This is a genomic window from Mesoplasma tabanidae (assembly GCF_002804025.1).
GTDB classification, from domain to species: domain Bacteria; phylum Bacillota_I; class Bacilli_A; order Mycoplasmatales; family Mycoplasmataceae; genus Mesoplasma; species Mesoplasma tabanidae.
In genome coordinates this window covers 510,953-537,712 of sequence record NZ_CP024969.1, presented here as the reverse complement: position 1 = coordinate 537,712, position 26,760 = coordinate 510,953, and the positions used below count along the sequence as shown (strand labels likewise).

Here is a 26,760-nt window from a genome sequence, read left to right as displayed (position 1 = left end):
TTATAATGAAATAAAAGAGAAGGAATGATATTTTTATGGGTAACAGTGCAGGATTAATAATTCTTTTAGTTATGCTTATTGTTGTTGTAGGTTTTGTAATCATTACAACAATAACTGGTAAAAAAGCAGCTAAAAAAGAAAAAGAACAAAGATATAAAGCAGTTAGAAATGAAATTAAAGCATTTTTAGCAAAAACAGATAACAGAAAAAACATTAGAGTTGAGTTTGAAAAAGTTTACTCAAGAAAAGGTCCAGAATATAAATACCGTGATGTGTTTGATGTTGTTGTTGAATTAATTGAACCAAAAACACAAAAGTCAATCGAAAGAAGAGCTTATGAAGTTGAAGGTATTACAACTAAAATTGATAAAAAAAATTATGCTACAAAATGAGTTGTTAACACAATTTTAGATTTAGACGAAACTGAACAAAGAATAGCTATTGGGCAAAAAGAAATCAAGTTGACTAAAGAAGAAAGAAAAGCACTTAAAAAGTCTGATCGTATTAAAGAAAAAGAATTAGCTAAAATTGAAAAAGAAGAAATTAAAAAAATTAGGGCTGAAGCAAAAGAAAACAAAAAAAATCCAGTTATCCAAAGAACAACTGAACATAAAGAAAAGTTTGTTCCTATCAGAAGTAAAGAAGGAAATTAATAAAGCAAATAACTTGTAATTATGTAAACATAATACAAGTTATTTTTAATAACAACTTAATAACATATCTAAAGTTGATAAAATATAAATAATAAAGTTTAATAAGGAGAATAATTATGTTTAAATTGAGTGCAAAAGTTAATAAAGAAACATTTAAATTGGCAATGAAGGAATGTGTTAAAAAGGCATGAATTTGGGATAATAAGGAAAATTTTACTAATGCTGTAAAATGAAAAAAAGACAGAATTCTTGAAATTGATGCAGATGCTAATTTTGATGATGAAAACGAATTTTCTGAATCAGCTGAATCAATTGATATTTTTTCTGCATATTTAAACATTGATTCTTTAGATGAAAATGAAAAAGAAGAATTTCTTATAAGATGAAATTCTGCTTGAGATTCTGAAACAGGATTTGATCCAGAATTATTTGCAGGTGAAACAATTGAAGATGGTAATGCTTTTGGTGATAAAGTTAGAGAATATTTTGATATGAAAAATATTATAGCAAACGATAAAAGAGCAAATAAAAAAATAACAGTAAATTTAGATGAACTAAAATTCTTTGAAGCAGAACAAAAAACAAAAAAGTTACTTGATGAGGATAACTGTGAGTACATTTATGAAGCAGCATTCAGTTATGATGATGAAAAGATTAGAACAAGATGTGATGTTTTAAAAATTAAAGAAAATAAACACGTTGAAATCATTGAAGCTAAAGCTACAACAAAAGTTAAAGCTGAGCATTTCTTTGATTTAATGTATCAAGTTTTTGTTTTAGAAAAATGTGGATTTATTGTTGATGATATTTGTATAGCTAAAATTAATTCAGATTATGTAATGAATTCTGATTTGATAATAACTGCAAAAACTTTTGGTGATCAAGCTAAAGAGTTTATAAATCAATTTGGAAAAATTAAATATGAAGAAATTGAAGAATTTGTTAAAAGTGATTTTGAAGTTAAATATGATAATAATTCTATTGAAGTTGAATTAGAAAAATTAGTTGCTCTTGATTATTTAACATATGGAACAAATGCAAAAAGACCTACTTTAAAAGATGAGTTAAAAATGTTTAGAGAAAAGTTTGATTTGGATCAAATATTTATAACATTATCAAATTATTTAAAAATAAAACCTGAAAATGGAGAAATTCCCGAATTCATCCACAATAAAAAATGTACATTGAATTATAACAAAGATCGTGCTGGTAATTGAGATCATGGGTTTAATCATGAACAATATGATAATTGCTATCATGTGATGAACTGATTTGATAAAAATGAACCCGGTTTTTGAAACATTGGAAAATTTAAACGTGCTCTTAAATCGCATGTTATCAGAAATTCAAAATCTCCGTACTTTAAAGACTATGAAAGTTTGTTTGAACCAAGTATTGTACTAAACAATAAAGGTGAGTCATTTTTTGAAAAAAACAGAATAGCAAGAAGAATGTTTGAAGTTTATGATTTGAAAAAGCAATATCCTGATGATGAGTCAAAATGAAGAATAATTGATTTTGATAATATTGAATGAATAAATAATTTATTAAGTGTTTATAAAGAATATCCTATATACATGTATGATTTTGAAACAGCTAAATGAGCAATACCAAGATTTAATTTAGTTAATACTTATTATCAAACACCATTTCAATACTCAATTGATGTAATTGTTGATGAAAACTATGATTATAATAAACCAGAAACAATGTATCACTATAGTTTTTTAAGTAATGAACAAAATACCGATCCAAGAATTAAATTTATTGAAAACTTCATTAAAGATTCATTCAAGCATGGGCCAGGTATTTATGTGGCATATAATAAAAGTTTTGAGCAAGGTGTTTTAAGAAAATTAGCAATGATGTTTCCAAAATACGCAAAACCATTAGCTTACATCATTCAAAATACAGTTGATTTAATGGATTTTTTCACAAGCGACACAAAAGGAACTGGAAGACCAGCATTTTTAATTTATCATCCATATTTTAAAGGCAGTTATTCAATTAAAAAAACACAACCAAGTTTAGATCCAAGTTTTTCATATAACGATTTAGTAATTAATAAAGGCGATAAAGCTAGTGAAACATTTAGGAAATTTGTTGATGGTAGAATTCCAAAGGCAGCATGAGATTTAAAAGTAAAGGAAGGAATGCTTAAATATTGTGATAGAGATACTTTAGCAATGGTAGTTATTCTTAAAAAAGTTAAAGAGTTGATGGAGGATTACAATGGAAAAAATTAAAGTTATATTTTGTGGAACTCCACAAATTGGAGCAGAAATCTTAATAGCATTAACTGAAATGCCAAATGTAGAAGTTGTTTTAGTTATTTCTCAACCTGATAGACCAGTTGGACGAAAGAAAGAATTAAAACCAACGCCAGTAAAAGAAGTTGCTCTAAAAAATAATTTAAAAATAATTCAACCAATTAAAATTTCTGAAGCATATGATGAAATTGCACAAATAGAGAGTGACTTTATTGTAACTTGTGCTTATGGTCAATTTGTTCCTACCAGAATTTTAGATTTACCAAAAGTTGATTCTATTAATATTCATGGTAGTTTGCTACCTAAATATCGTGGTGGTGCACCAATTCAATACGCTATTAAAAATGGAGATTCTGAAACTGGAATTTCAATTATGAAAATGGTTAAAAAAATGGATGCTGGTGATTATTACATTCAAGAATCTGTAAAGATTGAAGATTTTGATGATACAGGAACAATGTTTGAAAAATTAGCTAAGCTAGGCCAAAAAATGATTAAGGAAAATTTAGTTAAAATTTTCAATAATGAATTAAGTCCAATTGCTCAAGTTGAAGAAGAAGTAACATTTTCAAAAAATATAACAAGTGAAGAAGAAAAAATCAATTGAGATGATTTATCGATAAATATTTGAAATCATGTTAGAAGTTTATCTCCTTGACCAATAGCTCATACGTTTAAAGGCGAAAGAAGATATAAAATCCAAAAAGTTAAAATTCTTAATAATAAGATTGAAAAAAGAGCTGGAACAATTGTTGACATTAATGAAAATGGAATTGATGTGCAGACAAAAGATGGACAAGTGCAAATCGAATTAATTCAAAAGCCAGGTAAAAAAATGATGAAAGCTAGTGAATATAAACTGACTAACTTAGCTGATCTAAAAGTTGGTGATCATTTTGAATAGAAAAAAATGATCAATTAGGTATATTTGTTTAATCAGTATACTCTCTGCATTACTAGTAACCTTATCTTTAGTGACAATGTTGTTTACTACTGATGGAGTAGCTATTCAATTTACCACAGGTTTATATTTAGTTTTTTGTTATTTAACCCCTGGGTATGGAATGTTGGTTGCTGGAATTGTTTATGGAGCAATAATGGATTTGGTTTTAAATTCAGTTATAACTATGGGAATAACAATTCTTGTTAATGTACTTATGTTTTTTATTATGAAGTATGGATCAAAAGTTATTACAAAGCATATTGTAGTAGTCTTGGCCGCTAGTTTAGTATTTTTATATATTCCTTTTTTATATTATGTTGTTTGAAATACACAAGAAATTGCATTAAGAAATGGATTAGCTGTTAAAGAAGCAATTGTTGATAGTGTTCAGTGAATAGTTTCAATAATCGTTTTTGAAGTTATGCATTTCACTTTGTCAAAAACAAAACTAAGTGAAAAACTTTCAAACTTTTAGCTTAAATGCTATAATTTATTATGATTAAAATTAAATCTTAAAAAAGAAAGAAGGAAAAGAAATGTCAGTAAATGATTTACGTCCTGGAACAACATTTATATACGAAGGTAATTTATTTGTTGTTATTGAACAGTCTTTCTCAAAATCAGGAAGACAACAAGGAAAAGTTAGTGTAAAAGCTAAAAACTTAAGAACTGGATCAAGAGTCGAAATAACTTTTACAGGTGGTGAAAAAGTTGAAAAAGCGATGATTGAAAGAAAAGATATGCAATACTTATACAATGATGATACAGATGCATACTTAATGGATACAGATACTTATGAACAAATTCAAATTCCAATGACTAGATTAGAATGAGAAAGTAAATTCTTAACAGATGGATTAATGATTAAAATGACTGAATATGATGGAGAAGTTTTAGGAATTTCTTTACCAGATAAAGTTGAATTAGAAGTAACAGAAGCTGAAGCAGCTGTTAAAGGTGATACAACAAGTGGAGCATTAAAAAAAGCTGTTGTTGAAACTGGATTAGATATTATGGTTCCATTATTTGTTAATGTAGGAACAAGAGTTATTATTTCTACAGCAGATGGTAAATATAGCGGTAGAGCTCAATAGTAAAAAAAAGAGGTGTAATAATATGTATATTTCAATTGAAAGAAATAATCGTGGAGCATTAGAAATTGAAGTTAATGCTTTAAATAAGTTAATTCAAAATACAATTTTAATGCGTTCAGCCACAGGTTTAAACAATGTAAACAATATTGAAGTATTAACAGACTTATATCATGATAACTTACTTTATGTTTTGATTAAAATTGATTTAAAAAATAAAACTGAAATGTTAGAAGAAAATCAAATTAATAAAATAGTAGAAGAAATAATTGTAAAAACTTTAAGCATTAAGCCAAAGAATATTGCTATTGCTTACAAAAGATAGAATAACGAGGAATAAAAAATGAAATTCACAGAATTAAAAATTATTGAACAAGGTCAAGGTAAATGAATTGTTACTATTGATGGAACAGAATGAACTGATACTTTAAAAAAAGCGAAAAATAGAGTGCTTGCTAACTTAGAAGTTCCAGGATTCAGAAAAGGGAAAATTCCAGCTGCTCAAGCTGAAAAATATGTGACTCCTTCAAAAGTTTACAATGAAGCTTACAGAATGATGGTTTCTCCAGCGTTTGATTTTGCAAGAGCTCAAGATGTTAAGATTGAACCAATGAACTCACCAGAACCAGTTCCAGCAAAAGTAAGCGAAAAAGAATTAGTTATTGAATTCTTATTTGATTTAAAACCTGAGATTACATTAGGTGAGTATAAAAATATTAAAACAATTAAAAAAGAAACTGTTGAAGTAACAAAAGAAGAAATTGAAGCAGTTATTGAACAATATTGTGAGCAATTCATCATGGAAAAACCAAAAGCAGCTGATGCAAAAATTGAAAAAGGGGATATTGTTACTTTTGACTTTAAAGGATTTGTTAATGGTGAAGCTTTTAAAGGTGGAGAAGCTAAAGGTCACAAATTAGTTATTGGTTCAAACCAATTCATTCCAGGATTTGAAGATTCAATGATTGGTTTAGGGCTTGGAGAAGCTAAAATTGATGTAACATTTCCAGAAGGATATACTGCTGAACTAGCAAATAAACCTGCAACATTTGAGTTAAACATTATTGAAGTTAAAGCAAGAGAATTACCTAAAAAAGATGATGAACTTGTAAAAGATTTAAATTTACCTAATGTTGAAACTTTTGCTCAATTTGAAGCAAAAGTAAAAGAAGACATTACAAAACAAAAAACACAAAATATTAAAAATCAATTTGTTAATGATTTAATTGCTGAAGTTATTAAAAACTCAAAAATTGAATTGCCAAAAACAGCTATTGAAAATCAAGCAGCTGATTTAAGAAAAGAATTTGAAGCTCAATTAAAACAACAAGGATTAGATATTAAAAAATACAAAAAAGTAACTGGTTTAAATGATGATGCTATTAAAGCTGAGTTATTAGCTGATGCTAAAAATAAATTAGAAACTTACTTAGTAACAACTGAAATTAGAAGCAAAGAAAAATTTAAAGTTACTGAAGAAGCAATTAATGAAAAATTTGAAAACTTAGCAGCACAATTTGGAATTCCTGCTGATCAAATTAAAACTATGGTAAATCCAGAAATGTTAAAATCAGAAATAATCAATGATTTATTGGTTGACTTCTTATATTCAAATAACGGATAATTATAAAAATAAGCAAACCTGAAAAAGGTTTTTTTATTTTTAGCACTCTACTATTGTAATTGCTAATCAATATGATAATATATACTTAACCACATAGGAGGTTATCAAAAATGAGTAAAAAAATAAAACTACCTATTTTCCAAATTAGAGGTTCATTTATTGTTCCTGGAATCAAAGAAAATTTAGAAGTTGGAAGAAAAAACACATTAGCAAGTGTTAATTATGCAATTAAAAATTCAAATAATCAAATGATTGCAATACCACAAATCGATGCTTCTGTTGAAAAACCAGAATTTTCAGATTTACATAAATTTGGAATATTAGTTGATTTTGAAGTAATCAAAGAATGAAAAGATAATTCGCTAACAATTAGTACAAATCCTATTCAAAGATGTCAAGTAATTGATTTTTTTGAAAATGAAGATCAAATTGCTTATGCAGAAGTTGAATTGATTGAATCAATTAATGATTTTAGCGAAAAAGAATTAAATGAATTAATTGAAAAAATTTCAGATGCTATCAAAACTAAAGCAAGTTTGGTAACAAAACAAATTAAACAATTAATATCAGGTGAATCTGATGATTTAAGTTTATCTTTTGATTCAATTATGTTTAAACTTGCACCTTCAAAAATTTTAACTAATCCAGAATACATAACATCACCGTCTTTAAAACAAAGATGATCAATTATTGAGAAAATAATTTTTGCAGAAGATGGAATTATTACTAGAAATGCTGAATCAATTGATGCAGCAAGACAAAAAAATGAAATTGAGCAAGAATTAAATCATAAGTTAAAAGATAAAATGGATAAACAACAAAAAGAGTATTATTTAAGAGAAAAAATGAGAATTATTAAAGACGAATTAGAAGAAAATGATGATTCAGATGATAGTTCATTAGATAAATACAAAGAGAGATTAGCAAAAGAACCATTCCCAGAAGAAGTTAAAAGAAAAATTATGTCTTCAATCAAAAGAGTTGAAGCTCTACAATCAGGAACGCCTGAATGAAATACAGAAAAAAACTATATTGATTGAATGATGAGCATACCTTGATGAGAGGAAACTGAAGATTTAACAGATTTAAAATACGCAAAAGATGTTCTAGATAAACATCACTATGGAATGAAAAAAGTGAAAGAAAGAATTATTGAATATTTAGCTGTTAAAACTAAAACTAAATCTTTAAAAGCTCCAATTATTACATTGGTTGGACCTCCAGGAGTTGGGAAAACAAGTTTAGCAAAATCAATTGCTGAAGCTGTTGGTAAGAACTTTGTTAAAGTAAGTTTGGGTGGAGTTAAAGATGAATCAGAGATTCGTGGACATAGAAAAACTTATGTAGGATCAATGCCAGGAAGAATTATTCAAACTATGAAAAGAGCAAAAGTAAAAAACCCATTATTCTTGCTTGATGAAATTGATAAAATGGCATCTGATCAAAGAGGAGACCCTGCAAGTGCAATGCTAGAAGTTTTAGACCCAGAACAAAACAAAGAGTTTTCAGATCACTATATTGAAGAACCTTATGATTTAAGTCAAGTAATGTTTATTGCAACTGCAAACTATCCTGAAGATATTCCAGAAGCATTATATGATCGTATGGAAATCATCAATTTATCTAGTTACACAGAAATTGAAAAAGTTAAAATTGCTCAAGACTATTTGGTTCCAAAATCAATTGAACAACATGAATTAACTTCAAATGAAATTTCATTTACTGAAGGTTCAATTAATGAAATAATTAAATTTTATACTAGAGAAGCTGGTGTTCGTCAGTTAGAAAGACATATAAATTCAATTATTAGAAAATATATTGTTAAAAATTTAAATGGAGAAATGGATAAAATTGTTATTGACGAGAAACAAGTAAATGAATTATTAGGTAAAAGAATTTTTGATCACACTGAAAAACAAGAAGCATCTCAAATTGGTGTTGTTACAGGTTTAGCATATACTCAATTTGGCGGTGATATTTTACCGATTGAAGTAAGTTTATATCCTGGTAAAGGAAACTTAATTTTAACTGGTAAGCTTGGTGAAGTCATGAAAGAATCTGCAACCATTGCGTTAACTTATGTTAAGTCAAACTTTGAAAAATTCGGAGTAGATAAAAAAGTATTTGAAGAAAATGATATTCATATGCACGTTCCTGAAGGAGCTGTTCCAAAAGATGGCCCAAGTGCTGGAATTACAATTACAACTGCTTTAATTTCTGCACTTTCAGATAAACCTGTTTCAAAAGAAATTGGAATGACTGGTGAAATTACACTAAGAGGAAATGTATTGCCAATTGGTGGATTAAGAGAAAAATCTATTTCTGCTTCAAGAAGTGGATTAAAAACAATCATTATTCCAAAGAAAAATGAAAGAGACTTAGATGAAATTCCTGATGAAGTAAAAGCTAAGTTAAAAATTATTCCAACTGAAAAATACGAAGAAGTATTCGGCATAGTTTTTGAAACAAAATAAGAGTAAAATAATAACTAGTAAGGTCTAGTTATTTTTTATTAAGGAGGAATTATGAATACACCATTAGCATATTTATTAAGACCAAAATCAACTTCTGAAATAATAGGACAAGAAAACTTATTAAAAGAAGACGGATTAATTAAAAGAATGATTAGTAAAAATTTTTGCAGATCTTTAATTTTTTATGGCCCAAGTGGTGTTGGAAAAACATCTTTTGCTATTGCATTAGCAAACGATTTAAATATTGAATATGATCTCTTCAATGCTAGTTATGACAAAAAAGAAAATTTGACTAAGATTATTGATAAAGCTATTAATAAGGAAAGATTTATTTTAATTATTGACGAGATACATAGACTAAATCGTGATAAGCAAGATATATTGTTAAATTTTATGGAAAGTGGGAATGTTTATTTATTCGCAACAACTACCGAAAACCCATTCTTTACAATAAACCCAGCAATTAGAAGTAGAGCAACAATACTAGAATTAAAAAGAGTTAATCATGAAGATTCTTTTAATTTTGTTAATAAATTAATTGGTGATAAAAAAATTGATATTAATATTAAACCTGAATCACTTAAATATTTATGTGAACTTAATAGTGGAGATATAAGAAGTCTTTTAAATAATATTGAGTTGTTTAATTCATTATATAAGGGTGAAGAAATAACAATGGATTTAATTTCATCTGTTATATCTCAAGGTAAAAACCCAAGTGGAGCAACTGGTGATGATTTTCATGATTTAAAATCAGCATTACAAAAATCAGTTAGAGGTAGTGATGTTGACGCTAGTTTACATTATTTTAGTAGATTACTATCAATTGGTGATTATGAAACTTTAATGCGAAGAATGGTAATTATGGCATATGAAGACATTGGATTAGCAAACCCAAGTTTGCCTCCAAGAGTTATGCAAGCTTGTGATGCGTTTAGACAAATTGGAATGCCAGAAGGAATTATTCCATTAGGATTAGTTATTATTGAAATGGCTTTAAGTCAAAAATCTAATTCTGCATTAATGGCAAGTGGTAAAGCTTTTGAAGATGTTAAAAATGGAATGGCCTATGATGTTCCTGATCATTTAAAAGATAATCATTACAAATCTGCTATTAAATTAAATAGGGGCGTGAATTATTTGTATCCGCATGTTGAAGAAAAAGGCTGAGTTGCTCAACAATATCTACCTAATGAAATAAAAAATATTAAATACTTCAAACCAAAATCAAACTCTGCTTATGAAAGAAAACTTTGATCTTTATATGAAGAGATGAAAAAATAAAAATTAAGTGAGGAATTATGAGAACTAAAAAAATATTAGTTGTATTAACTAACACAAAACAATATGGCAAACATAAAGAAAAGACAGGATTATGACTTGGCGAAGCAACTGAATTTATTAATTTTTTTCAAAAAAGTGAAATTAATTTTGAATTTGATTTTATCAGCCCTAATGGCGGAAAAGTTCCAATTGATCCAAGAAGTTTGAAATATGCAAGTGAAGAAGATATCAAACTTTATAATGAAAGATGATTTATTGATAAAGCATTAAATAATTCATTAAAACCAAGTGATGTAAAAAATGAACAATATGATTGCATATATTTTACTGGAGGTCATGGAGTAATGTGAGATTTTACAAATAATAAAGAGATTCACGATATAGCTTTATCTATTTACAAAAATAACAAAATAGTGTCTTCGGTTTGTCATGGAATTGCAGGTTTGCTTTACTTAAAAGATGAAGACAATAAATTTATTATTGAAAACAAAAGCATTACTGGATTTACAACATGAGAAGAAATTTTAAGTGGTAAATATAGAAAAGTTCCTTTTCTTAATAAAAGAGTAGCAATTAAAAATAAGGCAAATTTTAAAACTAAAAGATTTTATAAACCTTATGCGTTAAAGGATGGAAACTTAATAACAGGTCAAAATCCTTTTTCTGTTATTAAAGTAGCAAAATTAATTTTAGAAATTATTTAATTTAAATAATGAAAAGAATAAAACAAAATTTTTTACTTTTAGGACTTTTAAGTCTTTTTTTATTTTTTGGAAAAAATTTTAAAAAATAGTTGCAACTTAATATTTAGTTGTGCTATTATTAAAAAGTCCCTGATTGGGAAATGATCTTTGAAAACTAAATAGAACAACAATTGTACAATCCTGTAACAATTTCAAATTGAGTACAGAATAATATACAAAAAAATATAATAGTCAGAATCAAAACAATAATTTAAAATGAGAGTTTGATCCTGGCTCAGGATAAACGCTGGCGGCATGCCTAATACATGCAAGTCGAACGGAGGTGCTTGCACCTCAGTGGCGAACGGGTGAGTAACACGTATCTAATCTACCTTCTAGCGGGGGATAACTTTTGGAAACGAAAGGTAATACCGCATGTGGATGTTATTATCGCATGAGAAAACATTCAAAGATCCGTTTGGATCACTAGAAGATGAGGATGCGGCGTATTAGCTAGTAGGCGGGGTAAAGGCCCACCTAGGCGATGATACGTAGCCGAACTGAGAGGTTGATCGGCCACATTGGGACTGAGATACGGCCCAGACTCCTACGGGAGGCAGCAGTAGGGAATTTTTCACAATGGACGAAAGTCTGATGAAGCAATGCCGCGTGAGTGATGACGGCCTTCGGGTTGTAAAGCTCTGTTGTAAGGGAAGAAAACATAGGAGAGGAAATGCTCTTATCTTGACGGTACCTTACCAGAAAGCCACGGCTAACTATGTGCCAGCAGCCGCGGTAATACATAGGTGGCAAGCGTTATCCGGATTTATTGGGCGTATAGGGTGCGTAGGCGGTTTCGCAAGTTTGAGGTTAAAGCCCGGAGCTCAACTCCGGTTCGCCTTGAAAACTGCGGGACTAGAATATCAGAGAGGTAAGCGGAATTCCATGTGTAGCGGTAAAATGCGTAGATATATGGAAGAACACCAGTGGCGAAAGCGGCTTACTGGCTGATTATTGACGCTGAGGCACGAAAGCGTGGGGAGCAAATAGGATTAGATACCCTAGTAGTCCACGCCGTAAACGTTGAGTACTAAGTATTGGGGATTACCTCAGTGCTGCAGCTAACGCATTAAGTACTCCGCCTGAGTAGTATGCTCGCAAGAGTGAAACTCAAAGGAATTGACGGGGACCCGCACAAGTGGTGGAGCATGTGGTTTAATTCGAAGCAACACGAAGAACCTTACCAGGGCTTGACATACAGTGCAAAGCTACAGAGATGTAGTGGAGGTTAACATTGATACAGGTGGTGCATGGTTGTCGTCAGTTCGTGCCGTGAGGTGTTGGGTTAAGTCCCGCAACGAACGCAACCCTTGTCGTTAGTTACTAACATTAAGTTGAGGACTCTAACGAGACTGCTAGTGTAAGCTAGAGGAAGGTGGGGATGACGTCAAATCATCATGCCCCTTATGTCCTGGGCTACACACGTGCTACAATGGCCGATACAAAGAGTCGCAATCTCGCGAGGGGGAGCTAATCTCAAAAAGTCGGTCTCAGTTCGGATTGAAGTCTGCAACTCGACTTCATGAAGCCGGAATCACTAGTAATCGCGAATCAGCTATGTCGCGGTGAATACGTTCTCGGGTCTTGTACACACCGCCCGTCAAACCACGAGAGTTGGTAATACCAGAAGTACGTTTCCTAACCGTAAGGAAGGCGCGTCCCAAGGTAGGACTAGCGATTGGGGTTAAGTCGTAACAAGGTATCCGTACGGGAACGTGCGGATGGATCACCTCCTTTCTATGGAGATAAAAACAAAACAGATTGACTATTATATGTTCTATTTAGTTTTCAGGGATTATTTAAATATAATCTCTGAAAGAGAATTGTTCTTTGAAAACTGAATATTAGATGAAAAGCATTGTAAAAGATTAAAATAAATCAACAATTTTTAACAAATAAAAATAAATTTTACTGAATCAATTATCAATTGCTTTAAGATTTTTTCTAAAAAATAGTAAGGGCACATGGTGAATGCCTTGGAAAATGGAGCCGAAGAAGGACGTGATTACCTGCGAAAAGCATCGGGGAGCTGGAAGTGAGCTTTGATCCGGTGATATCCGAATGGGGAAACCCAATACGATTAATCTCGTATTATCCATAAGTGAATACATAGCTTATGAGAAGGGAACCTTGGGAACTGAAACATCTTAGTACCAAGAGGAAAAGAAAATAAATAATGATTCTGTTAGTAGCGGCGAGCGAACGCGGAAGAGGCCAAACCAGTCTACGGGCTGGGGTTGTAGGACATCTTTTTAGAGTTACAAAATCAACATATAGTAGAAACTACTGGGAAGTAGTGGCATAGAGGGTGATACCCCCGTATACGAAATGTGTTGATCTCTTAGATGGATCCTGAGTACGGCGAAACACGTGAAATTTTGTCGGAATCCGCCGAGACCACTCGGCAAGCCTAAATACTCCCATTTTACCGATAGTGAACCAGTACCGTGAGGGAAAGGTGAAAAGTACCCCGAGAGGGGAGTGAAATAGTTCCTGAAACCATGTGCTTACAAGAAGATAGAGCCCGTTAATGGGTGATATCGTGCTTTTTGTAGAAAGAGCCGGCGAGTTAATGTATCGTGCGAGGTTAAGCAGAATATGCGGAGCCGTAGTGAAAGCGAGCCTTAATAGGGCGTTTAGTACGTTGCATTAGACACGAAACCGGGTGATCTAGCCATGAGCAGGTTGAAGTTTGGGTAAAACCAAATGGAGGACCGAACCGACGTTCGTTGAAATGACCGCGGATGACTTGTGGCTAGCGGTGAAATTCCAATCGAACCCGGAGATAGCTAGTTCTCCCCGAAATATATTTAAGTATAGCGTCGAGGTTTACCACAATGGAGGTAGAGCACTGAATCTATGATGGCCCCACCTAGGGGTACTGAATAGAATTAAACTCCGAATGCCATTGTCGGATACTCGGCAGTCAGAACATGGGTGATAAGGTCCATGCTCGAGAGGGAAACAGCCCAGATCGTCAGCTAAGGTCCCTAAATTTAGGTTAAGTGTGTAAGGATGTGGAATTGCACAGACAGCTAGGATGTTGGCTTAGAAGCAGCCACCATTTAAAGAGTGCGTAACAGCTCACTAGTCGAGTGATTCTGCGCCGAAAATGTACCGGGGCTAAACCTAATACCGAAGCTACGGATTGTATTTTTTAATACAGTGATAGGGGAGCGTTCTAATTGTGATGAAGTCAGACTGTGAGGACTGGTGGAACGATTAGAAGTGATTATGCCGGCATGAGTAACGATTGAATGTGAGAATCATTCATACCGTTTGACCAAGGTTTCCTGGGCAAGGTTCGTCCACCCAGGGTTAGTCAGGACCTAAGGCGAGGCCGAAAGGCGTAGTCGATGGACAACAGGTTGATATTCCTGTACCTGCTAGTTAGTGATGGAGTGACGGAGAAAGGTAGTGTATCCCAGGTGATGGATGTCCTGGGTTAAGCACAAAGGCGGCAACATAGGCAAATCCGTGTTGTATTAAACGCTGAAGTGTTATGAGGAGTGAACGGTTCGCCTAGTAACGAAGTACATGACCCTACGCTTCCAAGAAAAGCTTCTAACTTAATAACTAGTAGCCTGTACCTATAACGAACACACGTGGTCAAGGAGAAAATCCTAAGGTAAGCGAGATAACTGTAGCTAAGGAACTCTGCAAAATAACTCCGTAACTTCGGAAGAAGGAGTGCTCAACGTAAGTTGAGCCGCAGTGAAGAGGGAGGGGCAACTGTTTAGCAAAAACACAGCTCTCTGCTAAGTCGCAAGACGAAGTATAGGGGGTGACGCCTGCCCAGTGCCGGAAGGTTAAGAGGAGAAGTCAGCGCAAGCGAAGCTTCGAATTGAAGCCCCGGTGAACGGCGGCCGTAACTATAACGGTCCTAAGGTAGCGAAATTCCTTGTCAGGTAAGTTCTGACCCGCACGAAAGGCGTAATGATCCCTTCGCTGTCTCGGCTGCAGACTCGGTGAAATTTTAGTACCGGTGAAGATGCCGGTTACCCGCAACTAGACGGAAAGACCCCGTGGAGCTTTACTATAACTTGATATTGAAATTTGGTATAACGTGTAGAGGATAGGTGGGAGACTTTGAAGCTGGACCGCTAGGGCCAGTGGAGTCAACCTTGGAATACCACCCTCGTTATATTGGATTTCTAACTTCGACCCGTTATCCGGGTTAAGGACAGTGTCTGGTGGGTAGTTTGACTGGGGCGGTCGCCTCCTAAAATGTAACGGAGGCGCTCAAAGTTACACTCAGCATGGTTGGAAATCATGCATAGAGCGCAAAAGTATAAGTGTGATTGACTGTGAGACTTACAAGTCGAACAGGTACGAAAGTAGGATTTAGTGATCCGGCGGTCCCGAGTGGAAGGGCCGTCGCTCAACGGATAAAAGTTACCCCGGGGATAACAGGCTGATCTCCCCCAAGAGTTCACATCGACGGGGAGGTTTGGCACCTCGATGTCGGCTCATCGCATCCTGGAGCTGTAGTCGGTTCCAAGGGTTGGGCTGTTCGCCCATTAAAGCGGTACGCGAGCTGGGTTCAGAACGTCGTGAGACAGTTTGGTCCCTATCTGTTGTGGGCGTAGGAAAATTGAAGAGAGCTGTTCCTAGTACGAGAGGACCGGAATGGACACACCTCTGGTGCTCCTGTTGTCACGCCAGTGGCACAGCAGGGTAGCTATGTGTGGAACGGATAATCGCTGAAGGCATCTAAGCGAGAAGCCTCCTTTAAGATGAATTTTCCCATTTCTTTAGAATGTAAGATCCCTTATAGACTATGAGGTTGATAGGATGGATGTGTAAGTGTCGCGAGGCATTAAGCTAACCATTACTAATAGATCGAGAGAATTTTAGAAAAAAGAAGCAATTGAGTATGTAATCATCTAATATCCAGTTTTCAGAGAACAATTTATAAAAAGATCTGGTGGTCATAGCGTAGAGGTCACACCTGTTCCCATACCGAACACAGAAGTTAAGTTCTACAGCGTCGACGATATTGCATTGTGAGAAAATAGAACGCTGCCAGTTTATGAAAGAATCCACAAGGATTCTTTTTTTATTTATAAAATGTTAAAATATAAATAAAATATGAAGGGGTTTTTTGGTGATTTTAATGAATAAAATAATGAAAAGTTATTTAAAGACTTTTTTTAAAAATTGACTGTCAACTTTATTCATGATTATTTTTATTGTGACCTTAGCAGCATCAGTAATTGGGATGCTAGCAACTCCTTTGCAAATTTATTCAAAAATGCATTCAGCTCAAAAAGAAAACATAGCATATGATTCAAATTTTTCATCTGCTGATAAAGATATGCTTTACAGTGAAGAATTTATAACATCATATGCAAAAGAATATTTAGACCCTGAATTTATTAAACTTTTAAATGCAAAGCTATGAGCTGGTTCTTCTGAATCAAATAAAAAAGATAATGAATACTATGCAGATTGAACTAAATTGAGTGCAGAAGAAAAAGAAAGAATGACTTTACAAGTTAATTCATCTTTAAAACGTTATAGACTATCATCAAATTCAACAGCTTTTGAATTGCAATATAAAAACGAAGAAAATTATCAGTCTGTCTTTTCATTTCCTACACCACAAGAAATTTTTCAATACCATGTTAAAAAATCATTAGAATTAGGTTTATATGATTTAGATATTTTTTTACAAAATGATGAAGAAACTAATATTTATTCTTCAGTATCAAGCATTGGTTTTTCAATTTTATTTAGAATATTTAATTTTGCTTATACAAATGGAATTAATTTTAATATACCTTCAAATGTAACAATAAACAAACTTGAAGATTTAATTGCTATAGTTAACAAATCAATTGCTTCTTGAAAACCTAAATCAGTTAAAATTTCAAGTTATACAGCTTTTAATTCTGAATACTCAAAACTTTTAGCAGATGAAAAATATCAACATGATGATAGAATATTGCTTTTTAACAAAATTTTAAATAATGAAAACAATAAGTCAAATTATAAAATAGATATTAATAAAAACTTTTTATTTAAAAAAAGTGAAACTGGAGTTTTAACAAGTTCTCAAACTTTTGAGATAAGAACTGATTCTACAAATGAATTTAATAAAGTTGTTTTCGATAGAAATAGTAAAAAATCAAAAATACCAGAAAATTGAGGTTTAAATAAAACTCCTGAGATTATTATTTCTTCTGCATATGCGAAACAAAATAATATAAAAATTGGTGATGAAATAAAAATGCCCATTGCTAAATCTAATAATTTGATATTAAGTTCACTGCTTTCAAATAAAATAATTCAAAATATTTTGCCAACTGAGTATTTTTTTGCTAATCAATTAACAACTGTTAAGGTTGTGGGAATTGGCCAAACGTTCGATGATTTTGTTCCAGGCAGCAACTTTTCACCATTTTCACAAAGCATGAAAACATATGGATTTATTTATTTAAATCAAAAATTTATTAATGAATTTAGAAATTATTCTTGAAATCTTTTAAATAATGAAGCTTCTTATACTTTACAATTAAAAATAAAAAATATGAATGATGAAAAAGGAGTACCTTTTGAATTATTTACAACGCAAGACAAAATTAAAATATTGTCAAATTTGGAAACTAATTTAGTTCCTTGAAGTGAAACTAAAGTCGCTAAGGCTTTAGAGAATTTGCAAATCAGAATAATTATAAATGTTGTATTGGGATCTATAATTTTAGTTTTAGCTTTCTTATTTATAAATTTTCAACTTAAAAAGGAAATGAACGAAACAAGAAAACAATTGGGAATATTTAAGTCTTTTGGTTATAAAACAAGTGAGTTAAGCTGAATTTTTTCAATAAAAACCGGAATATTATTTTTTATAAGTTTAATATTTGGATTCTTTATATCCATTCCAATTCAAGTTTTTGCTGCATTAGCATTCGAAAATACAGTCTCAATTAGCTTTAGTACAATTTATATTAGTCCTTTCTTTTTGCTATTTTTATTTGTTGTTATTCCCTTAATTTTTGTTTTAATAAGTTATATAACAACTATTTTATATATAAAAGAACCAGTTCTGTCACTAATGTCTAATGGTAAAAAAACAAAAAATAATATTAAGCAAGGAATACTATTTAAAAAAGTTTTTGCAGGTGAAAGATTTTTTAATTGAAGATTAAGAAGAGCATTTGTTAGAACATCAAAAGGTAAGTTTTATACCGTCCAAACATTATTTGCTTGTGCATCATTTACGTATATATTATTATTTGGTGCGCAAAATTTAATGGCAAAAATGATAAATCAATCTTTTGCTGTTTATAATGAAAAAACAGATCACTATTATAGTTGATGAAACTCCAACCCTACATTAGATATTATTGAGGGAACAGATAAATTTAATTATAAATATGAAACAAATAAATTATCTCCTACATATAATGACTATTCTCAATACAAAAATACTAATGATTACTTGAAAAAAACTTCATCTGAAGAGTATAGATTTAGAATAGATGCAGTAATTCAAATGACAAATAACTATTTCATGAATTTATCTTCAATAGATAAAAAAGTTAATTTTTTATTGCCCAGAAGTGAAATGTATTTTATTTTAAATAATATGTTAAATATAAATACAAAAGATTTAGATGTAGAAGAAGACAACATTAATAGTTTTATAGGAACTATTATGTCATATAACTTAAACTCACAAGATTCAACTTTTATAAAAGCAGTTGAAGAAATTAAAGAAACAGGAAAAACTTTAGAAAAAATAAATTTTTCTGAAAATTTAAATGAAAATAACATTTTAACAATTGCATCAATGAAATCTGACATGGTTAAACATATTTTTACTAAAGATCTTTCATATATTTATGCAGTAAAAATTGCTCAAATTGATTTAACAATTTCTGCATTGCAAGAAATTATAGGAAAACCTAACCAAGTCATTCAAATAAAAGATTTAATAGCAGCTAACACAACAAAAAGTTATATTGACAATGCCTATGAAAAATTATATGCAAATATGTTAGTTGATAAATTTGATATGCATGATACAAGACAGAGAAATTTAGTAGATAATTGATTACTAACTCAAATTGATGATATATTTGCAAAAGACATAAAAGAATATATACCGCTTTTAGTAAGAGCAAATTTTTCAAGTATGAATTCTGTAGCAACAAATGTTTTTCAGTCAACACAATTAACAGATTTTGATAATTACGACGAGAATGATTATATGCTTAATATTAACAATGTAATGTATGACAAAAAAAATGAAGTGTTATTTGATTGAATTGGTCTAAAACAGAGTGGTCAATATAATGATGTAGATGTTTATGCTAGATTGGTAAATACTAAAACTGATCAATATGGAAGTTTTGAAAATATGTTTAACTTTGAAGAAGTATCAAATTCTCAAATGGCAAGATTTAATAATTCAGCTCAAGAAAATGCTCAATCAAATATTGTAAACGCAATTATTCCATACAGTATGGCAAGAAATCAAAATATAAAAATAGATGATATTATTGATTTAAAAACTAAGACTTTAAGTCCTAAAATAATTCAGCTTAGAGTTGTAGGCATTAATAAAGCAGAAACTATAAAATTAGGATCAGATAACATTTGAATTAACTCAGAAGATTTTAAAGCTAAATTTTATGAAGAAAGCTTACCAATAATGTTTTCAAGCTTATATTCAAAAAATAAAATGATTTCTGCTAACACAAATACAAGTGACTTTATGAAATTATTTTATTCAATTAAAATTATTGAAAAAAATTCATCAATTTTAATTAATGAAGACTTACCGATTATGTTAGATATTTTAAGACCTATTTTCAAATATACTAATTCTTTAAGTCCTAACATAATAACAAACCTAAAATCTGTAGTTAACCCATACTTTTTGAACTTTTCATCTCGAACTTCAACTATATCTTTTGTAATTAATAATCTAGTTATAAATAAAGCAACTGAAATAGTAAATAAAGTTATGCTAATATTTGTGTTATTAACAACGCTTTTACTTGCAATAATTTTAGTTGTTATAATTGGAATAATAGTTGAAGAAGCTAAAATAATAATCTTAACTTTGCAAGCACTAGGATATAAAGATAAAGAAATTAATTGAACAGTAATGGGAAGTTATGCAATTGGTGCTTTAATTTCATTTGTTGTTGCATATTTAGGATCTGTCATTTTTTGAAAAATATTGTTAAATTGAATAGCAGGAAAATTTAGTGTTTATGTTTTTATGAGTGTTGATTTAAAAACTATGTTGATTACTTTAGCAGTTATGTCAGTAGTTATATTATTTGGGTGATATGCTTCAAATAAACAAGTAAAAAGAAATCCTTTAACTCAAATAACAAGTTTAGCTTAGGAGAAATATGGAAGTAAAACAATCTATAATAGATCATTTTGAAAAAACAAGAATAAAAAAAGAACAGACTGCAAAAGTGTTTGAAATTAACTTTACATGAGAGTATACAAATCTTTTTGAAATAATATCTAAACCTAGATTTTTAAAATACTTGAGCATGAAATATAAAAAAGAATTAACTAAAAAGACAGTTTTGAACTTTAATCAAACGATTGATCAAATAAGAATTTTTAATAAAGAAGTAGAACAAACTATATGGGACTACATAATTCAAACTAATAATGATAAAATTATTTACAATATATATGAAGAATTTTTAGTATTTGTATATAGTTCAACAAAAGCTTTTGTTAATGATACTTTAATTGAGCAAATAATTTTTTGAAATGAAAATTTTGAATCTAAAATATTAAATAATAAACATTATGATGTAAATTTATATTTTGAATATGAATTACAAAAATACAAAAATAGTTTTCAAAATTTTGTTTTTAAAAAATTAAAAACATTAGTAAAAGAAGAACCTAATAATTCAATTATTGGAATAGTTGTTCAAGCATATGAAGAAAATTTAAAAGAAAATGAAATGAAGTTAGTCAAGTTAAAACAGACCGCTTTATTAAAATAGCAAAAGGAGTTTTTATGATTAAAAAAATTAATAAGATTAAAGAGCAATTTGTATCTGATTTAAACAAAGTTAAAACAGTTATTGATGCTGAAAAATTAAAAAAATCTTTATTAGGTAAAGAATCAGAATTAAGTGAGATTTTAAAATCTTTAAAAGATTCTGATGTTAAAGATAAACAAGCAATTGGTGTGGCAAGTCATGAATTAAGAACATTTATTGCTTCAACTATTGATGAGTTTGTAGCAAGAGTTAAAAAAGAAGAGCTTGATGCAAAATTAGCAAGCGAAAAACTTGATGTTTCATTAACTGGAACATTAGCTCAATTTGGTACAAAACATCCTCTAAATATTGTTGTTGAAGAAATCACTCAAATTTTTACTGAAATCGGATTTGACGTATTAAATGGAAACGATGTTGAAAGCGATGAGTACTGCTTCCAAAAATTAAACTTACCAGTGGGACACCCTGCTAGAGATATGCAAGATACTTTCTACATTGATGAAGAAACCGTTTTAAGTACTCACTGTACACATATGACAGCAAGAGTTTTAACTCAAATGGCAGAAGATAAAAACTTTGAGGGTAATTATGCATGTGTTGCTATTGGAAACGTTTATCGTAGAGATGACGATGATGCAACTCACTCACACCAATTTATGCAGTTAGACTTATTATGTATTGGTAAAAAAATTACTTTTGCTAACTTAAAATGAGTTTTGAAATATATGTGTAAAAGATTATTTGGTGAAGAAGTTAATATTAGATTAAGACCAAGTTTATTTCCATTTACTGAACCTAGTGTAGAAGTTGATGTAAGTTGTTTTAAATGTTCAGGAGAAGGTTGTTCAATCTGTAAATATTCAGGATGAATTGAGATTTTAGGATCAGGAATAATTAATGAACAGGTAATGCTTTTAAACGGTATGGACCCTGAAAAAAATACAGCTTTAGCATTTGGGGCAGGTATTGAAAGAATAGCTATGCTTAAATTTGGAATTTCAAACATTAGAAACTTATATGAAAATAATGTTAAATTCTTAGAACAATTTAAATTTTATGGAGAGTAGGTAGAATATGATTATTACAAGAAAATGATTAGAAAAATACTTAGATCTTTCTAATATTACAAATGAACAAATTTCAGTGTGTCTAAACTCTTTAGGATTTGAAGTTGAACAAGAAGTTGATTATTCAAAATTAAATACAAAATTAGTTATAGGACATATTGAAGAAGTTGATCCAATTGAAGGAACAAAATTGAAAAAAACAAAAACTCGTATTGGTGAAAACAAATATGCAACAATTTTATCAACAGCAAGAAATATTGAAGAAGACAAATATCCAATAGTTGCTTTACCAGGTGCTAAATTAGCTAATGGATTAGAATTAGAAAACAGAGAAATTTTAGGAATACTATCTGAAGGAATGTTTTGTGGGTTCAATGAAATTGGATTATCTAATTCAGTTTTAACTGATGATGAACAACAAGATGTATATTACATTAATTCAATTTACAAAAATATGGATGAAATGGTTGGAAGAGAAATTAGTGAAGTTTTAAACTTTGATGATTATTCATTTGAAGTTGATTTAACTTTAAATAGAAGTGATGCTTTAGCTGCTAAACAGTTAGTTAAAGAAATAGCAAACTATTTCGATTTAAAAATTAATTGCATTGAAAATAAAATTAAGTTTGAAAAAGCAACACAATCAATTGATATCGAGTTAAACAAAAAAGTTGAAGAAGAAGTTAACACTGTTTCACATACTTTTATAGGTTTAAAAAATACAAATACACCTTTTGATTCTTCACATGATGTTTGATTAAAACATTCAAATGTAAAATCAACACAAAATAAATTTGAAAACATTGCTAATATGGCAACTCTTATTTCAGGACAACCTTTTATTTTAATTGATGCTGAAAAAGTTAATGGAAATTTAACTTTAACAAAGCAAATAATTGATGAAAAAGAATTAGTTGTTTTAAAAGCAGGAAAAGACATTGTTAATGTTTTAGGTTTAAAAACAGAAGCTAAATATAAAGTTAATGAAGAAACAAACACAATGTTAGTTGTAATGTTAAACCTTGATCAAATAACAATGCGTAAACAACAGAAAAACTTAAATATAAGTAGTGTTGATACTCAAAGATATGCAAAACCCTTAAATCCAAATCTTTATGATCAAGGTATTGAAGAGTTAATTGCAATTTTAGATGAGTATAAAATGATCGAAGATATACAAAAAGTTGTTACAACTGTTCAAAGACAAAACTATGACAACATATACTCTATAACATTAGAAAAAGTAAAAGAAATTTTGGGTATTGAAATTACAGTTGATGAAATTATTAGTCTGTTTAGAACATTGGATATTGAAATATCTGTTAAAAAATCAGAATTGACATTTACAGTTGATAAAAATAGAACTGATTTATATGGTAAAAATGATCTTTGCGAAGAAATAGCTAGACTATATGGGTATGATAATATAATTGAACAGCCACTAGAATATGTAAGTTTCAAAAAAACTAAAAATTTAGAAAAAAAACTTAAAGATAAATTAAGTGATTACTTAGTTGGTGCAGGATTTAACAATATTAAAACTTATTCATTAACTGACATAGAATCTAATAAGACTTGAAACTTATTTAAAGTTAAAGATCCAGTTGTTTTAATGAGCCCTTTATCAACTCAACGTGAAACTTTTAGAAATAACTTATCAAAATCAATGATTGATACAATTATTTTTAATGCTAATAATGGTAATAAGTCAGTTAAATTCTTTGAAATGGCTGATATCTTTGCGTTGAACGGATTTAGACAATCTAATTTATGCTTTGGTGTTTCAGGAGAAGCAATTTCTGATTCTTTGAATCAAGTACATATTAGATCTAATTACGCTTATATAAGTTCAATATTAATGAGTGTATTAGATTTATATAGAATTAATCATTCAAACATAACATTTGAAGTTAATGAAAAAGTTATTGATGAAATTCACCCATATATTAATGCAGTAATTAAACATAAAAACAAAAAAATTGGATTTATTTACAAACTAAATCCAGCATTTGAAACAGCTAATAAAATTTATCCAACATTTATATGTGAAGTTAATTTAAACTTATTATTAGAATTAGCTGATAAAGTGCATGTAACAAATGAAGTTTCTAAATTCCAACAATCAACAAGAGATATTTCATTTAAATTAGAAAATAATGTAACATTTGATTCAATTGTTAAAACATTGTTAAAAGATTTAAACTACTTAACTAATTACAAAGTAATAGATAAATATTCTGATGATGAAATGAATAAACAAAATATTTCATCATTAACTATTAAATTATCATTTAACAGTTTAGACCACCAGCTAACTGAAAAAGAAATTAATGATGATTTTGAAAGAATATTAAACAACTTAAAAGAACTTAAAATTAAAGTTAGATAATATGATGAATAGACAATACTTTGAAAAAAATACACATACAGAGTTAACCGAAGTAATTAATGATTTAGAATCTATTAAACTTAACAATGTTTTAGTTAAAAAAGTTACTTATTTAGATTATGATATTGATATTGATTGAGTAAATTCAATTGAAACAGTAAGTGTTAATGGTGTGATTAATTTCACACTTGAGGCAATTGATTCTAGAACTGGTGAACAATTTGAATACACAAACGCAATTGATTGAAATGATGAATACACTTTTTCAGATTCTATAAACGATCATGCTAACATTATAGTAGGCGAAGAATTTGATGTAAAAAACTATTTAATTGAACAAATAAATATAAATTTACCTTTTAATTTATCAAATAATAGTGATATAATAAAAAAGACTGGATTTGGTTGGACAATTATGTCTGAAGAAGAATTTTATCAAAACGAACAAAACAAAGTAGATCAGAGATGAGATAAATTGGATGAGTTCAAGAAAAAATAAAAAATGTTAAGGGGGTTTTAAGATGGCTGTACCATTTAGAAAGACAAGTAAATCTGCTAAAAATAAAAGAAGAAGTCATTTAGCTTTAGTAGCTTCTAATTTAGTTTCATGCGAAAACTGTGGGTCAATGATTAAACCACACAGAGTTTGTAGAGAATGTGGATTCTATAAAGGAAAAGAAGTTAAATCTGTTCAAGATTAATTTCTCTTAATAATAAATAGATGAGGTTAGCCTCATCTTTTTTTGTACTTATTTACCTTTTTAACGTATTTTTAATTATTTCTATTAACAAAATGAAATAAATATAGTAATATATATTTATAAAGTGGGAAGAAATGGGGTAAAGTGGTATGTTATTCTTTGGAACATATGATCACAATATGGATGATAAGCAAAGACTTACCATCCCTTCAAAAATGAGAAACAAGATTTTGAACTCAACAGTTTATGTTTCTAAAGGTTTCGAAGGAAGTCTTGAAATGAGAACTGAAGATGAATTCGAAAAGTGAAGTTCACAAATCTTAAATCTTTCTTCTTTTAATAAAGAAACAAGGATGCTAACTCGTGAAATCATAGCTAATACTCATGAAATTGAGATTGATAAAATGGGAAGAATTAAAATTCCTAATAACTTATTAAAATTAGCTAGCATTGAAAAGAGTGTCTATATTCTTGGGATGGGTGACAGAATTGAAATATGAGACCAAAATTCATATGACAATTATCAAAATGAAAACAGTGACAAAATGGAAGAAATTGCTGAAACAATTTATCAAGGTATCAATAAATAATGGAAAAGCATATACCAGTACTATTAAAGGAATCTATTGAATATTTAAATATTAATGAAAATGGAACATATGTTGATTGCACTCTTGGTAGGGCAGGCCATTCAAGTGAAATATTAAAAAGATTAAAAAAAGGTAAGTTATTTTCAATTGATCAAGATGAAACGGCAATTAAAGAAGGAACTGAAAAGCTTAAAAAAATCAGTAAAGGTTTCAAAATATTAGAAGGAAATTTTGTTAATATTTCAGCAATGTTAGCAATGGAAGGAATCTTCAAGGTTGATGGTATACTTTATGATTTAGGAGTTTCTTCGCCACAATTTGATGTGGCAGAAAGAGGATTTAGTTATAGATTTGATGGTCCTCTTGATATGAGAATGGACAGAATCAATAATAAATTAACCGCTCACGAAATTATAAATAATTACAGTCAAGAAGAACTTGAACAAATATTATGAAATTATGGAGATGAAAAGTTTGCTAGATCAATTGTGAAAAACATAGTTTTATCAAGACCAATTAATACAACATTTGAATTAGTAGGTGTAATTAAAAAATCATTACCAGCAAAAATCTTGAAACAACAAAAACACCCAGCAAAAAAAACTTTTCAAGCTTTAAGAATAAGAGTTAACAATGAAATGGAAACTTTAGAAAATTCTTTAGAACAAAGCTTAAGTTTATTAAATTCAAAAGGAAGAGTAGTGGTTATCACTTTTCACTCATTAGAAGAAAAAGTTGTTAAAAATATTTTTAAAAAATATACACTTGATGAACAACAATTTTATTTAAGTAATTTACCTTATGAAGTTGAATCATCAAAAAATTTTAAACTATTATTTAAAAAACCATTAAAACCCACAAACACAGAAGTCGAAAATAACAACAGAAGTCATAGTGCAAAATTATGAGTCATAGAGAAAAAATAAGAAACTAAAAGAG

Annotated in this window: 18 protein-coding genes and 3 rRNA genes; all 21 read left to right on the top strand. The window is 29.7% G+C overall.

Going from position 1 to position 26,760, the window contains the following annotated elements:
• The first annotated feature begins 35 nt into the window (after positions 1–35).
• The 21 genes from MTABA_RS02400 (at position 36) to rsmH (ending at position 26,747) form a co-directional block, all read left to right on the top strand.
• Entirely contained in the window at positions 36–653 is a 618-nt protein-coding gene (locus MTABA_RS02400) for a hypothetical protein (protein ID WP_100679589.1), read from the top strand.
• A gap of 116 nt (positions 654–769) precedes the next feature.
• Positions 770–2,899 (top strand): DUF2779 domain-containing protein, encoded by a 2,130-nt coding sequence (locus MTABA_RS02395; RefSeq protein WP_100679588.1) that lies wholly within the window; start codon positions 770–772, stop codon positions 2,897–2,899.
• A complete protein-coding gene (fmt, locus tag MTABA_RS02390) occupies positions 2,886–3,827 on the top strand; it encodes a methionyl-tRNA formyltransferase (RefSeq protein ID WP_100679587.1) in 942 nt (313 codons plus the stop codon). The genes MTABA_RS02395 and fmt overlap by 14 nt, the downstream gene beginning before the upstream one ends.
• Positions 3,820–4,341 carry an ECF transporter S component family protein gene (locus MTABA_RS02385; protein WP_167373328.1) on the top strand — a complete coding sequence of 174 codons (522 nt, stop codon included), beginning with the start codon at positions 3,820–3,822 and terminating at the stop codon, positions 4,339–4,341. The genes fmt and MTABA_RS02385 overlap by 8 nt, the downstream gene beginning before the upstream one ends.
• 61 nt (positions 4,342–4,402) lie before the next feature.
• The gene (efp, locus tag MTABA_RS02380) at positions 4,403–4,960 is read left to right on the top strand and encodes an elongation factor P (RefSeq protein ID WP_100679586.1); all 558 of its coding nucleotides are present in this window, start codon (positions 4,403–4,405) and stop codon (positions 4,958–4,960) included.
• 22 nt (positions 4,961–4,982) lie between these two features.
• Positions 4,983–5,282 carry an MMB_0454 family protein gene (locus MTABA_RS02375; RefSeq protein WP_100679585.1) on the top strand — a complete coding sequence of 100 codons (300 nt, stop codon included), beginning with the start codon at positions 4,983–4,985 and terminating at the stop codon, positions 5,280–5,282.
• 18 nt (positions 5,283–5,300) lie between these two features.
• Positions 5,301–6,581: a trigger factor gene (tig, locus tag MTABA_RS02370; protein ID WP_100679584.1), complete on the top strand. Its 1,281-nt coding sequence runs from the start codon at positions 5,301–5,303 to the stop codon at positions 6,579–6,581.
• A 110-nt stretch (positions 6,582–6,691) separates the two neighbouring features.
• The gene (gene lon / locus MTABA_RS02365; protein WP_100679583.1) at positions 6,692–9,055 is read left to right on the top strand and encodes an endopeptidase La; all 2,364 of its coding nucleotides are present in this window, start codon (positions 6,692–6,694) and stop codon (positions 9,053–9,055) included.
• A gap of 51 nt (positions 9,056–9,106) precedes the next feature.
• On the top strand, positions 9,107–10,339 hold the full coding sequence (locus tag MTABA_RS02360; RefSeq protein ID WP_100679582.1) for a replication-associated recombination protein A: 1,233 nt from the start codon (positions 9,107–9,109) through the stop codon (positions 10,337–10,339).
• 17 nt (positions 10,340–10,356) lie between these two features.
• On the top strand, positions 10,357–11,043 hold the full coding sequence (locus tag MTABA_RS02355; RefSeq protein WP_100679856.1) for a type 1 glutamine amidotransferase domain-containing protein: 687 nt from the start codon (positions 10,357–10,359) through the stop codon (positions 11,041–11,043).
• Between the two features lie 251 nt (positions 11,044–11,294).
• Positions 11,295–12,819: ribosomal RNA gene (locus MTABA_RS02350) — 16S ribosomal RNA — on the top strand.
• A gap of 207 nt (positions 12,820–13,026) precedes the next feature.
• Positions 13,027–15,941: ribosomal RNA gene (locus MTABA_RS02345) — 23S ribosomal RNA — on the top strand.
• Positions 15,942–16,005: 64 nt separating this feature from the next.
• A 5S ribosomal RNA gene (gene rrf / locus MTABA_RS02340) occupies positions 16,006–16,113 on the top strand.
• The 16S, 23S and 5S rRNA genes sit together here, the layout of an rRNA operon.
• An 85-nt stretch (positions 16,114–16,198) precedes the next feature.
• Positions 16,199–20,446, top strand: a complete 4,248-nt coding sequence (locus tag MTABA_RS02335) for an ABC transporter permease (protein WP_100679855.1) — start codon at positions 16,199–16,201, stop codon at positions 20,444–20,446.
• Between the two features lie 7 nt (positions 20,447–20,453).
• Positions 20,454–21,074: a hypothetical protein gene (locus MTABA_RS02330; RefSeq protein ID WP_100679581.1), complete on the top strand. Its 621-nt coding sequence runs from the start codon at positions 20,454–20,456 to the stop codon at positions 21,072–21,074.
• 14 nt (positions 21,075–21,088) lie between these two features.
• The gene (gene pheS / locus MTABA_RS02325) at positions 21,089–22,141 is read left to right on the top strand and encodes a phenylalanine--tRNA ligase subunit alpha (RefSeq protein WP_100679580.1); all 1,053 of its coding nucleotides are present in this window, start codon (positions 21,089–21,091) and stop codon (positions 22,139–22,141) included.
• A gap of 7 nt (positions 22,142–22,148) precedes the next feature.
• Complete coding sequence (gene pheT / locus MTABA_RS02320) at positions 22,149–24,530, top strand: phenylalanine--tRNA ligase subunit beta (protein ID WP_100679579.1); 2,382 nt, start codon at positions 22,149–22,151, stop codon at positions 24,528–24,530.
• 4 nt (positions 24,531–24,534) lie between these two features.
• A complete protein-coding gene (locus MTABA_RS02315) occupies positions 24,535–25,029 on the top strand; it encodes a YceD family protein (RefSeq protein ID WP_100679854.1) in 495 nt (164 codons plus the stop codon).
• Between the two features lie 22 nt (positions 25,030–25,051).
• Positions 25,052–25,231 carry a 50S ribosomal protein L32 gene (gene rpmF, locus MTABA_RS02310; protein WP_011183295.1) on the top strand — a complete coding sequence of 60 codons (180 nt, stop codon included), beginning with the start codon at positions 25,052–25,054 and terminating at the stop codon, positions 25,229–25,231.
• A gap of 149 nt (positions 25,232–25,380) precedes the next feature.
• Entirely contained in the window at positions 25,381–25,821 is a 441-nt protein-coding gene (gene mraZ, locus MTABA_RS02305) for a division/cell wall cluster transcriptional repressor MraZ (RefSeq protein ID WP_208611718.1), read from the top strand.
• Positions 25,821–26,747, top strand: coding sequence for a 16S rRNA (cytosine(1402)-N(4))-methyltransferase RsmH (gene rsmH, locus MTABA_RS02300; protein WP_100679578.1), 927 nt, complete (start codon positions 25,821–25,823; stop codon positions 26,745–26,747). The genes mraZ and rsmH overlap by 1 nt, the downstream gene beginning before the upstream one ends.
• Positions 26,748–26,760 lie beyond the last annotated feature (13 nt).